Source organism: Martelella lutilitoris (assembly GCF_005924265.1).
Lineage (GTDB): Bacteria > Pseudomonadota > Alphaproteobacteria > Rhizobiales > Rhizobiaceae > Martelella > Martelella lutilitoris.
Map to the genome: position 1 here is coordinate 217479 of NZ_VCLB01000002.1, position 11931 is coordinate 229409.

The following is an 11931-nucleotide window of genomic DNA, read 5'->3' on the forward strand; positions in this document are numbered from 1 at the left end:
CGCTGCGAGGGTCTTTTTTTCGGCACCAGAAGCTCCGGATCAGCCAGCGCGGCGGCGATCGCTGGCGGGCTGGTAGGCGAGCTTTGCGTGGTATTTGCAATAGGGCGAATTTTCCGGCGATTCACAGCCGCAGAAGTAGAAATCCTCCTGGGTCGGGTCGCCGACCGGCCATTTGCAGGTCCGCTCCGTCAGGTCGGTCAGCGGAATCTTGCGCATGATCGGCACGACGTTGTTATCGGGTGCGGTCTTCTGTTCGGGCGCGGCCTCCGTCTCGGCGACGATCTCCTGTTTCAGCGCGGTGGCGCCGGCGGTACGCGGCGCGCTTGGCGCCGATGCCGGCGTATCCGACGGCTTGCGGCCGGCGGCGCGCGAAGCGAAGTTCGGCGCGCGCGGCGGCGCGGTGTTGCGGGCGGTCGCACGGGTAGCGGCGGACGGGGTCGCGCCGCCGCTCTTGGCGCGGCCCGGCAGCGCCAGACGGTGCACCTTGCCAATGACGGCGTTACGGCTCACGCCGCCGAGCTGATTGGCGATCTGACTCGCGCTCAGCCCTTCGGACCAGAGTTGTTTGAGTTTTTCAACACGCTCGTCTGTCCAGCTCATGTGTTATCTCCGGCTTATTTGCGGGCGGAATCGATCACCGTGCTCCGGAATGCCTCCGAAACAGGAAAGTGTCGCCAATCCGGGTAATCAGATCCGCCGCCTGCAGTTCTCTGTTGGGGTTTAAGTTAGGCCCATGGCACTATCGTGGCAAGGCGACAGCGAATCGCCGGAATCCTTTTTCGTGGTTTTCCCCAACTTGGTGTTTTTCGCATTCATCATGTGCCATGCGTGCGATCGCGTTGCGCCGCACCGCCTTTGTTGACATTGGGGTTGGAGATGACAATATATGCCGAGCCGCCGCCTGAGGCGGCATTTTTAATTTCTGCAACCGCCCCAGACTGAAACTGGCTGGCAATATTGTCCTTGCCGGGAGCTTGACCACCATGTCCGCATCATCGCCGCTTTTCAACACCTTCGCCAGAATACCGCTCCGGTTCGAGCGCGGCGAGGGCGTCTGGCTTGTGACGGACAAGGGCGAGCGATATCTCGATTTCGCCGCCGGCGTCGCGGTTAACTCCCTCGGCCACGCCCACCCGCATCTGGTCGAGGCCCTGAAGGATCAGGCGGAAAAACTCTGGCATGTCTCGAACCTCTACGAGGTCGCGGGCCAGGAGACGCTTGCCGAACGCCTGACGGCGGCGACCTTTGCCGACAAGGTGTTCTTCAACAATTCCGGCGCGGAAGCGCTCGAGACCGCGATCAAGACCGCGCGGCGCTATCATTTCGCCAAGGGTCATCCGGAAAGGATCGATATCATCACCTTCGAGGGCGCGTTCCACGGACGGACCCTCGCCACGATCGCGGCCGGCGGCCAGGCGAAATACATGGAGGGCTTCGGCCCCAAGGCGCCGGGCTTCGTCCAGATCCCTGCCGGCGATATCGACCTGCTGAAGGAGACGATCGGCGAGACGACGGCCGCGCTGATGATCGAGCCGATCCAGGGCGAGGGCGGCGTGCGCAGCGTCGACAAGGCCTTCCTGAAGGCTTTGCGCGAGATCTGCGATGAGCAAGGCCTGCTGCTGATCTTCGACGAGGTGCAGACCGGGGTCGGGCGGACGGGAACGCTGTTTGCCTACCAGCAAACCGGCGTTGCGCCCGATATCATGGCGATCGCCAAGGGGATTGGCGGCGGCTTTCCGGTTGGCGCCTGCCTTGCCAGCGACGAGGCGGCCTCCGGCATGGCGCCGGGCGTGCATGGCACGACATTCGGCGGCAACCCGCTGGCCATGGCCGTCGGCAACGCCGTTCTCGACGTGGTGCTGGAAGAGGGTTTTCTTGCTCATGTCCGCGAGATGGGCCTTCTGTTCCGCCAGGGGCTTGCCGAGCTGAAGGACCGCTATCCCGACGTGATCGAGGAAATCCGCGGCGCAGGCCTGATGGTCGGCGTCAAGGCCAAGGTGCCGGCCGGCGAGCTTGCGGCGGCGATGCGCGACGAGAAATTGTTGTCGGTGCCCGCCGGCGACAATGTCGTGCGCCTGTTGCCGCCGCTCACTGTCAGTGACGAGGACGTCCGGGAAGGGCTTGCGCGGCTTTCGCGCGCCGCAGCGACGCTCTCGTCCGCCCGCTCCGCCTGAAGCACTAGAAAGAGTAGTTCCATGCCCTCTCCGAGACATTTTCTCGATCTCTCCGCCGTTTCGGCAACCGCATTGCGGGACATTCTGGATGACGCGGCGACCCGGAAGGCTGCCCAGAAGGCGGGCTCCGCCGACAAACCGCTTGCCGGCAAGGTGCTGGCGATGATCTTCGAGAAGCCGTCGACGCGCACCCGCGTCTCCTTCGACATCGGCATGCGTCAGCTCGGCGGCGATACGCTGGTGCTTTCGGGCAAAGACATGCAGCTCGGCCGCGCCGAGACGATCGGCGACACGGCTCGCGTTCTGTCGCGCTATGTCGATGCGATCATGATCCGCACCACCGATCATTCGCGACTTCTGGAGCTTGCCGAATATGCCACCGTGCCGGTGATCAACGGGTTGACCGATGCCACCCATCCCTGCCAGATCATGGCCGATCTGCAGACCTTTGAGGAACATCTGGGGCCGGTGGCCGGCAAGACGATCGCCTGGACCGGCGACGGCAACAATGTGCTGCACTCCTTCCTCGAGGGTGCGGCGCGGTTCAGGTACCGCGTCAACATCGCCGTGCCGCCGGGATCCGAACCCGACAGCCGCTTTGTCGACTGGGCCCGCAAGGAAGGCGCCGAAGTGACCTTCTTCGAGGATGCCAAGTCAGCGGTTGAGGGCGTTGACTGCGTGGTGACCGATACCTGGGTCTCGATGAACCAGGAACACAAGGCGCGCGGACACAATGTGTTCCAGCCCTATCAGGTCAATGCCGAACTGATGGCGCGGGCTGCCGACAATGCGATCTTCATGCACTGCCTGCCGGCCCATCGCGGCGAGGAAGTGACAGACGAGGTGATGGACGGACCGCAATCGGTCGTGTTCGATGAGGCCGAGAACCGGCTTCACGCCCAGAAATCCGTAATGGCCTGGTGTCTCGGCGCCATCGACTGACGACGAGACCGGCCTTGCCCTCGAAAGGGGCGAAGGAGACGAAATTATGCAGGATTTGGAACAGCAACTCGGCGAACTCGGTTTCGCCGGAGACGACATGGTTGTGCCCTTCCAGGTGGATGCGCTCGATGTGCGCGGCCGCACGGTCCAGCTCGGGCCGCTGCTGGACGCCATCCTGTCGCGCCATGACTACCCCGAGCCCGTCGCCCGGCTTCTCGCCGAGATCGTGGTGCTGACGGCGCTGATCGGCACGTCGCTGAAATTCGAAGGAAAGTTCACCGTGCAGACCAAGAGCGACGGACCCGTCGATCTTCTGGTCGCCGACTTCTCGACGCCGGATGCGCTGCGCGGCTATGCCCGCTTCAGCGAAGAAGCGCTTAAGACGGCGGTTGATGCGGGCAAGGCCGCGCCGGAGGACCTTCTCGGTCGCGGCGTGCTTGCCTTTACCATCGACCAGGGCAGTTTCATGCAGCCCTATCAGGGGATCGTCGAGCTTGACGGTAGCTCTCTGGAGCAAATCGCCATGGGCTATTTCCGTCAGTCGGAGCAAATCCCGACCGCCGTCCGGCTCGGCGTTGCCAAGCTGCTTGACCGTGACGACAACGGCCAGCCGCGCGAGCGCTGGCGCGCTGGCGGCCTTGTCGCCCAGTTCCTGCCGGAGGAGGCGGGCCGCATGCGTCAGCCTGATCTCCATGGCGGCGACGGCGATGACGGCACGCTCTCCCATTCCCCCGATGACGCGTGGACGGAAGCCCAGGCGCTGGTCGAGACCATCGATCTCGACGAGATGACCGATCCGGAAGTCGGCGCCGAGCGCCTGCTCTACCGCCTGTTCCACGAACGCGGCGTGACGGTCTATCCCGCCCAGGGCGTCTACGACCGCTGCAGTTGCTCACGCGAGCGCATTCTCGGCGTTCTCAAGGGCTTCACCGCCGAAGAGGTCGATGACAGCGTCGAGGACGGAAAGATAACGGTGACCTGCGAGTTCTGCTCGACGCCGTATGTCTATACGCCGGATGAAGTCAGGGAAGACTGATCGAACCGATCAGTTCACTAAATCATTGAAATGCGCCGGGCCTCAGCGTATCCCTAGGAAAAACGCGAAAGGCTGACGGCGCATTTCTGATGTCGGGACATGCGCCGGCGAGTGAGACAAAATGGGTTTCGGGAAATCGAAAAGCAGGTTCTGTCGCCGCGATGAGCCGACACGGTGCGCACTAAAGCGCATGGGCCGGCATGCGGCGGGCGAAGATCCGGTCAAGCGCCGGCAGATCGTGGAAGGGGCGCGGGAAGTCTTCATGAATGTCGGTTTCGATGCCGCCAGCATGAACGACATCACCCGCGCCGCCGGCGTCTCCAAGGGCACGATCTACGTCTATTTCGAAAACAAGGGCGAATTGTTCCAGACGATCATCCTCGAGGCCAAGCAGCTCATTTTCGAGGATCTGAGAGCGACGTTGAATGCGGAAGGTCCGGCCGAGGATATTCTCAAGCGCTTCTCCGCGCGCCTCGCCACTGGCATGACTTGCGAGGAGACGGTGAAGGCGATGCGGATCGCCATCGGCGTTGCCGAGCGTTTCCCCGAGCTCGTACGTTCCTTTTTCGGCGGCCATCCCGAAAACCTGGTCGATACGGTAAGCAACTTCGTTGCTGCGCGTATCGAGACCGGCGAGCTTCAGGCCGAGAACCCGCGCCTTGCCGCCGTCCAGCTTCTCGAGCTTTCCACCGGGCATCTCTGGAAACAGCGCCTGTTTGGCCTGATGGATGCCCCGCCCAGCGAGGCGGAGATCTCGGAGATGGCGGAGAATGCCGTCACCCTGTTCCTCAGCCGCTATTCCGCCCGGACCTGAATTCCGGCACAGATCGTCAGTGACCCGCCCCGCCGCCTGCGCCATCCATCGGCTTGCGCACGAGGAAGCTGCAGAGGGTGAGGAAGGCAAACAGCGCCGTCAGCAGCACGAAGACGTCGATAAAGGCGAGCAGCCATGCCTGTTGCGAGACCATTTGGCCAAGCTGCAGCAGCGCCGCCTTTTCGCCGTCGAGGCCGTGACTGGAATAAAGCCCCTGAAGCGTTCCCACCCATTCCTGCGTCGTCCGACTCGCCGCATCGACGCTTGCCGCGAGGCGGTCATAGTGAAAATCGTCGCGCCGGCTCAAAAGCGTGTTGATGATGGCAAGGCCGACCGCGCCGCCGAGATTGCGCGTCAGGTTGAATAGGCCTGAGGCGTTCTTGACGTCCTGGGGCGGCAATGTGCCGAGCGCGATGTTGGAAACGGGGATCATCGAGATCATCAGCGCCACGCCCCGTCCGGCCTGCGGCCAGAACAGTTCCCAATAGTCCCATTCGGCGGTGATATGCGTCATCTGCCAGGTGCAGAGCGCGAAAAGGCCAAGCCCCGCGCCCATCATCACCCGCGGATCGAGCTTGTTCTGCAGGATGCCGGCGACGGGTGCGGTCGCCATCATGAAGGCGCCGGTGACGAACATCGTCTCACCGATCATCAGCGCGTCATAGCCGCGAATGCGGGCCATGTAGAGCGGGAAGAGGTAGACGAGGCCGTAAAGCCCGATGCCGAGCGAAAAGGAAAAGATCGAGCCGACGGCGAAGTTGAAATTGCCGAAGGCCCTGAGTTCGACCACCGGATAGCGGCTGGTGAAGGATCGGTAGAAGAAGGCGACGCCGGCGACGATCATCACCACGAAGGCATAGCGGATCACCTCGGCCTGGAACCAGCCCTCGATATTGCCCTCTTCGAGGAAATATTCCAGCGACCCCAGAAACAGCGCCATGGCGACCAGGCCGATCCAGTCGAAATGCTTCATGATCGAATAGTCGGGCCTGTCGAAATCGATCAGCAGCCAGGCGCCGATCGTGACCAGGATGCCGGGAACGACATTGATCAGGAACAGCCAGTGCCAGGAAAAGGCATCGACGAGATAGCCGCCCACCGTCGGACCGATGGTCGGCGCCATCGTTGCCACCAGGCCGACAACGGGAATGACGGTCGAGCGTTTGGACGGCGGAAAGGCGGTGAAGGCAACGGCAAAGACGGCCGGCACCAGACCGCCCGACATGAAGCCCTGCAGCGCCCGGTAGATGATCATCTGGTCGATCGAGGTGGCCGTGGCGCAGAGCGCGCTGCAGGCGGTAAAGGCTGCGGCGGAAACGGAAAACACCACGCGCGTGGAAAAGATCCGCGCCAGAATGCCCGACAGCGGGATCATGATCACTTCGGCGATCAGATAGGAGGTCTGCACCCAGGCGATCTCGTCCGCGCTTGCGGAAATGCCGGCCTGGATGTCGGTCAGCGCGGAGGCAACGATCTGGATGTCGAGGATCGCCATGAACATGCCGAAGGCCATGACGACGAAGGCCGCCCATGTGCGGGCGCTGACATGGTCAGACGGCACGCCTGCGGGGGCCGCAGACGCGTTTTCGCTTTGGTCTCTGCTTTGGGCAGTCTCAGTCATGCTTCACCTCGGCGGCGGGTTCCGCGCCTCATTCTCAGCGGCTGCCGGCAACGACCTTGCCGAGCGTGCCGTCGGGCGCGGTGCGGCTGTCGGCTTCGGCCGTCACCGAAAGCCCGGCCTTCAGGTAACCCCGGTCGAGCATGTCCTCAGGAATGGAAATATGGACCGGAATGCGCTGGACGACCTTGGTGAAATTGCCGGTCGCATTCTGCGGCGGGAGCAACGCGAAGACCGCGCCCGAGGCCGGCGAAAAGGAAACGACCTTGCCGGTGAAGTCATCCTCCTTGAAGGCGTCGACGCTGACATGGACCTCTTCGCCGATGCCCAGACGGTCGAGATCCGTCTCCTTGAAATTGGCGACGATATAAAGGTCCTCCGTCGGAACCAGTGCGCCGAGGCGGGCGCCGGAGGAAACGAGGTCCCCGACCTGGACATTGCGGTTGCCGAAGACGCCGTCAAACGGAGCCTTGATCTCGGTGAAGGAGAGATTGCGCCTCGCCATGTCGACGGCAAGCTGGCGCTCCTTCAGCGCAGCCTGTTGCTGCGCAAGCTGGGCCTTGGCCGTATTGATGTTCGACTTCGCGACCTCGATTGCGGCATTGGCTGCTTCGACCTGCGCTTTCAGCTGGTCGACCTGCGCCTTGGCATCGTCAAAGGCGGCGACGGTGGCAGCGCCCTTTTCCTTCAGGGTGTTGGCGCGCTGAAGCGCGCTCTTCGCATTCTCGATCTGCGGGTCGAGCGCGTCGCGATTGGCCTGCGCCTGATTGAGCTGGGCCTTGGCGCCGGCGATCTGCGCTTCGGTCGCCTTCAGCGCCACATTCTGCGCGTTGAGCTGCGCTTCGGCCTGGGCGAGCGCGTTCTGGTAGTCGCCGTCATCGATCTTGACCAGAAGGTCCCCCTTGTTGACCTTCTGGTTGTTCGTGACAGCGACGCTTTCGACATAGCCGGAAACCTTCGGCGAAATCGTCGCGATATCGCCTTCGATATAGGCATCATCCGTGGAAACGATGAAGCGGCCCTCGGTCCACCACTCATAGCCGAACCAGCCGGCGCCGGCGATGATGGCGAGGCCGAGAACGGCGAAGATGATTTTCCGCGCACCGCCGGACTTTTCCGCCGGAGCCTGTGCCTCAGCGGCGTGGTTGCCCTCGTGTTCGTTGCTCATCCTGAAAGGCCTTTCTGCGCCGGTCCCGGGAGGCGGACCGGCAAGTGAACTGGCAATTTTCATTTCGAACTGATGAGTTCGATTGTTGCGTTGCTAATGCGCCTCGCTTCGCGCGCTGTCAACCCGCGAGCCCTGATGGGAACCTCGTCCAGGCGAAGACGTTGATGGTGCAGCCGTCGATTTGCGGCTATAGATCAGCGACCGCATCGACCCCCATTTTCCGCCCGGCCGAGGAGACCGCATTGACCGATCTGATTGCCCTGACGGCCCAGCCCGAAGCCTGGGCGGCGCTTGTCACCCTGATCATCATGGAGGTCGTGCTCGGCATCGACAATCTGGTGTTCATCTCCATTCTCACCAACAAGCTGCCGGAGAAGAACCGTCAGACGGCGCGTCGCGTCGGTCTTGGCCTTGCTCTCATCATGCGCCTCGTGCTGCTCGGGACCGTCGCTTGGATCGTGCAGCTGACGACGCCTCTCTTCTCCGCCTTCGGCCACGGCTTTTCCTGGAAGGACATCATCCTGATTGCCGGCGGCCTCTTCCTGGTGTGGAAGGCGACCAAGGAGATCCATCACAATGTTGATCCGGAGGAAGAGCCTGGCGAACTGGTCGGTGGCGCGGTTAAGACCGGCTTTTCCGCGGCGATCTTCCAGATCCTGCTGCTCGACCTGGTCTTTTCGATCGACAGCATCATCACCGCCGTCGGCATGACAGAGCACCTGCCGATCATGGTGATTGCCGTGGTCGTCGCGGTGACGCTGATGCTGGTCGCCTCCGGCCCGCTTGCCCGTTTCATCGAAGCCAACCCCACCATCGTCATGCTGGCACTTGCCTTCCTGCTGATGATCGGCACGACCCTGATTGCCGACGGGCTCGGCTTCCATGTGCCCAAGGGCTATGTCTATGCGGCGATGGCCTTTTCCGGTCTCGTCGAAGGGCTCAACATGTTGGCGCGGCGCAAACGCAGGCTCGACCGCGCCGCTGGCGGCGAAAAGCCCGCCACGGAAGGCGGATCGGCCGGCCATTGAGCCTGACGGCTTGACGGAAAGGGTTGAATATGGCCTAAGGCAGGCCAGTTAAGAGCCGCCCTGACTGACGGGCTATCCATGCCTTGCGGCTTCGCTTATTCAGCACTGGAAAACTCTTTCGGCCGGATGTGTCCGTCTTCGGCCGGCAGCATGGACGAACACGATGAGCACAACCGGCCCCCGCCTGCGCATTGCGCCTTCCCCGACCGGCGAGCCGCATGTCGGCACAGCCTATACGGCGCTTTTCAACTATCTCTACGCCAAGAAGATGGGCGGCACCTTCATTCTGCGTATCGAGGACACGGACGCTTCGCGCTCGACGCCCGAATATGAGAAGAACGTGCTCGACGCGCTGAAATGGTGCGGGCTTGAATGGGATGAGGGCCCCGATGTCGGCGGCGACTATGGTCCCTATCGTCAGTCCGACCGCAAGGACATCTACAAACCCTTCGTCGACAGGCTGGTGGAAGAGGGCCATGCCTTTCACTGCTTCTGCACGCCCGAACGGCTGGAGCGCATGCGCGCCGGCCAGCGCGCCGAAGGTCGCGCCCCGAAATATGACGGGCTCTGCATGCATCTGAAGGCCGAAGAGGTGAAATCCCGCATCGAAGCGGGCGAGCCCAATGTCGTGCGCATGAAGATCCCGGAAGAGGGCGCGTGCAAGTTCACCGACGGCGTTTACGGCGATGTCGAAATCCCGTGGGATGCGGTCGACATGCAGGTTCTCTTGAAGGCCGACGGCATGCCGACCTATCACATGGCCAATGTCGTCGACGACCATCTGATGAAAATCACCCATGTGGCGCGCGGCGAGGAATGGTTGGCCTCGGTGCCGAAGCACATTCTGCTCTATACCTATCTGGGCCTCGAGCCGCCGCAGTTCTTCCATCTGCCGCTGATGCGCAATCCCGACAAGTCGAAACTGTCGAAGCGCAAGAACCCGACCTCGATCTCCTATTATTCGGCGCTTGGCTATCTGCCGGAAGCGCTGATGAACTTCCTCGGCCTGTTCTTCATCCAGATCGCCGAGGGCGAGGAGCTGATGACGATGGAAGAACTGATCGAGAAATTCGATCAGGACAATCTCAACAAGTCCGGCGCCGTCTTCGACACGCAGAAGCTTGAATGGCTGAACGGCCGGTTCCTGCGCGAAACGCTGTCGGAAGAAGAGTTCATCCTCCGTGTCGCCGCCTGGGCTTCGGAGAATGCAAGGCTGAAGGACGGGCTGAAGCTTTCCCAGAGCCGGATCACCAAGCTCGGCGAACTGCCGGCGCTGATGGGCTTCCTGCTGCAGTCGGACATGGTGCCGGCGCCGGAAGCGTTTTCGAAGATCAAGAAGACCAATCCGGAAGAAATTCTGGAAATCCTGAGAGCCGTTCAGCCCGTATTGGAAAAGCTGGCCGAATGGAATGCAACGACCGTCGAGGAAGCGCTGCGCCAGCTTGCGGATGACATGGGCAAGAAGCTGCGCATCGTCGTCGCGCCGCTGTTTGTCGCCATGTCCGGCTCGTCGCGTTCGCTGCCGCTGTTCGACAGTATGGCAATTCTCGGCCGTGCCGTGGTGCGCCAGCGCCTGAAGAATGCCGAGGCCGTGGTGGCAAAGATGGTAGAAGAAGAGACAGGCAAGTAAGATGAACAAGAAGACCGAAGAACAGGCACTGTCCTCTGACGCCACGGAAGTGCGCGCGCAGAAGCTCGAAATCCTGCGCGAGAAGATCGGCGACGTCTATCCGGCCCATTTCCATCGCACGATCACCAATGCGGAACTGGCGGAAAAATACGCCGATCTGCCAGACGACACGATGACCGAGGATGTCGTCACCGTTGCCGGCCGCGTCTATTCCATGCGCAATTCCGGCATGTTCGTCGACCTGCGCGATGCCTCGGGCAAGATCCAGATCTTTTCCCACAAGGACACGACGCCGGAAGACGTGCGCGAGATGTGGTCGTTGGTCGATCTCGCCGATATCGTCGGCGTCACCGGCGTCGTCCGCCGCACCAAGCGCGGCGAACTGACGATCAACGCGCAAGAGCTCACCATGCTGACCAAGGCATTGAAGCCGATGCCGGAGAAATATCATGGTCTCGCCGATATCGAGACGCGTTACCGCCAGCGCTATCTCGACATCATGAGCAATGACGACTCGAAGTTGCGCTTCATCCAGCGCTCGAAGATCCTCTCGGGCGTCCGCCGCTTCCTCGAAGGCGAAGGCTTCGTGGAAGTCGAGACGCCGATGCTGCAGTCGATCTATGGCGGCGCGTCGGCCGATCCGTTCAAGACGCACCACAACGCGCTCGACATGGACATGTATCTCCGCATAGCGCCGGAGCTTTACCTGAAGCGTATTCTGGTATCTGGGCTCACCGACAAGGTGTTCGAGGTCAACCGCAATTTCCGCAATGAGGGCGTTTCCACCCGGCACAATCCCGAATTCACGATGATGGAGTGCTACTGGGCCTATGCCGATTACGAGGACATGATGGGCATTGTCGAACGCATGTTCGAAACGCTTGCCATGACGCTCCATGACAGCACGACGGTCAAGTTCGGCGAGACCGAGCTGAACTTCAAGGGCCCGTTCAAGCGGGTGCCGATGCCGGATGCCGTGAAGGAGGCGACCGGCATCGACTTCCTTGCCATCGAAACGGATGAGGAAGCCCGCGAGGCGACCGAGGCCGCCGGGTTCGAAATCGAGAGCGACTGGACCTGGGGCGAGTGCCTGGCCTTCATCTTTGAGGAAAAGGTCGAGGCATCGCTGATCCAGCCCTCGCACGTCACCCATTTCCCGAAGGACATCTCGCCCTTTGCCAAGGAAGTGCCCGGCGAGCCGCGTCTGGTCGAACGCTTCGAGACCTATGTGAACGGCTGGGAACTCGGCAATGCGTTCTCCGAGCTCAACGATCCGGTCGAGCAGCGCCGCCGCATGGTCGAACAGCTTGAGCAGGCACATGCCCGTGGCGAGATGGAAAAAAGGCTGGACGACGATTTCCTCAACGCCATGGACCACGGCATGCCGCCGGCGGGCGGACTTGGCATCGGCATCGACCGTCTGATCATGCTTTTGACCGACGGTCCCTCGATCCGCGACGTCATCCTCTTTCCGGCCCGCCGCCACAAGGATTGAGGCTGAGATTGGCCCGAACGCCATCG

Annotated in this window: 10 protein-coding genes; 7 read left to right on the forward strand and 3 right to left on the reverse strand. The window is 62.1% G+C overall.

Annotation, left to right across the window (positions count from 1 at the left end; genetic code table 11):
• Positions 1-39: 39 nt before the first annotated feature.
• Positions 40-600, reverse strand: a complete 561-nt coding sequence (locus FF124_RS03835) for a GcrA family cell cycle regulator (protein ID WP_138747165.1) — start codon at positions 598-600, stop codon at positions 40-42.
• Between the two features lie 383 nt (positions 601-983).
• Between FF124_RS03835 and FF124_RS03840 the strand changes: the two genes are divergently transcribed.
• The 4 genes from FF124_RS03840 (at position 984) to FF124_RS03855 (ending at position 4966) form a co-directional block, all read left to right on the forward strand.
• A complete protein-coding gene (locus FF124_RS03840) occupies positions 984-2174 on the forward strand; it encodes an aspartate aminotransferase family protein (protein WP_138747166.1) in 1191 nt (396 codons plus the stop codon).
• A 21-nt stretch (positions 2175-2195) separates the two neighbouring features.
• Positions 2196-3116 carry an ornithine carbamoyltransferase gene (argF, locus tag FF124_RS03845; protein WP_138747167.1) on the forward strand — a complete coding sequence of 307 codons (921 nt, stop codon included), beginning with the start codon at positions 2196-2198 and terminating at the stop codon, positions 3114-3116.
• A 46-nt stretch (positions 3117-3162) separates the two neighbouring features.
• Positions 3163-4152, forward strand: coding sequence for an Hsp33 family molecular chaperone (locus FF124_RS03850; RefSeq protein ID WP_138747168.1), 990 nt, complete (start codon positions 3163-3165; stop codon positions 4150-4152).
• Between the two features lie 190 nt (positions 4153-4342).
• Positions 4343-4966 carry a TetR/AcrR family transcriptional regulator gene (locus FF124_RS03855; RefSeq protein ID WP_187326800.1) on the forward strand — a complete coding sequence of 208 codons (624 nt, stop codon included), beginning with the start codon at positions 4343-4345 and terminating at the stop codon, positions 4964-4966.
• 16 nt (positions 4967-4982) lie between these two features.
• Here FF124_RS03855 and FF124_RS03860 read toward each other — a convergent pair whose 3' ends face one another.
• Both FF124_RS03860 and FF124_RS03865 read right to left on the reverse strand, forming a co-directional pair.
• Positions 4983-6587 carry a DHA2 family efflux MFS transporter permease subunit gene (locus tag FF124_RS03860; protein WP_138747170.1) on the reverse strand — a complete coding sequence of 535 codons (1605 nt, stop codon included), beginning with the start codon at positions 6585-6587 and terminating at the stop codon, positions 4983-4985.
• Positions 6588-6621: 34 nt separating this feature from the next.
• On the reverse strand, positions 6622-7752 hold the full coding sequence (locus FF124_RS03865) for an HlyD family secretion protein (protein ID WP_138747171.1): 1131 nt from the start codon (positions 7750-7752) through the stop codon (positions 6622-6624).
• A gap of 242 nt (positions 7753-7994) precedes the next feature.
• Here FF124_RS03865 and FF124_RS03870 point away from each other — a divergent pair, with 242 nt between their 5' ends.
• The 3 genes from FF124_RS03870 (at position 7995) to lysS (ending at position 11905) form a co-directional block, all read left to right on the forward strand.
• Positions 7995-8780, forward strand: coding sequence for a TerC family protein (locus tag FF124_RS03870; RefSeq protein ID WP_138747172.1), 786 nt, complete (start codon positions 7995-7997; stop codon positions 8778-8780).
• 163 nt (positions 8781-8943) lie between these two features.
• Entirely contained in the window at positions 8944-10410 is a 1467-nt protein-coding gene (gltX, locus tag FF124_RS03875) for a glutamate--tRNA ligase (protein WP_138747173.1), read from the forward strand.
• A gap of 1 nt (position 10411) precedes the next feature.
• A complete protein-coding gene (gene lysS, locus FF124_RS03880) occupies positions 10412-11905 on the forward strand; it encodes a lysine--tRNA ligase (RefSeq protein WP_138747174.1) in 1494 nt (497 codons plus the stop codon).
• The last annotated feature ends 26 nt before the right edge of the window (positions 11906-11931 follow it).

Bases quoted from the DNA above. Each gene is read 5' to 3' on its own strand.
- FF124_RS03835 (WP_138747165.1), bottom strand. From the start codon at position 600: ATGAGCTGGACAGACGAGCGTGTTGAAAAACTCAAACAACTCTGGTCC.
- FF124_RS03840 (WP_138747166.1), top strand. From the start codon at position 984: ATGTCCGCATCATCGCCGCTTTTCAACACCTTCGCCAGAATACCGCTC.
- argF (WP_138747167.1), top strand. From the start codon at position 2,196: ATGCCCTCTCCGAGACATTTTCTCGATCTCTCCGCCGTTTCGGCAACC.
- FF124_RS03850 (WP_138747168.1), top strand. From the start codon at position 3,163: ATGCAGGATTTGGAACAGCAACTCGGCGAACTCGGTTTCGCCGGAGAC.
- FF124_RS03855 (WP_187326800.1), top strand. From the start codon at position 4,343: ATGGGCCGGCATGCGGCGGGCGAAGATCCGGTCAAGCGCCGGCAGATC.
- FF124_RS03860 (WP_138747170.1), bottom strand. From the start codon at position 6,587: ATGACTGAGACTGCCCAAAGCAGAGACCAAAGCGAAAACGCGTCTGCG.
- FF124_RS03865 (WP_138747171.1), bottom strand. From the start codon at position 7,752: ATGAGCAACGAACACGAGGGCAACCACGCCGCTGAGGCACAGGCTCCG.
- gltX (WP_138747173.1), top strand. From the start codon at position 8,944: ATGAGCACAACCGGCCCCCGCCTGCGCATTGCGCCTTCCCCGACCGGC.
- lysS (WP_138747174.1), top strand. From the start codon at position 10,412: ATGAACAAGAAGACCGAAGAACAGGCACTGTCCTCTGACGCCACGGAA.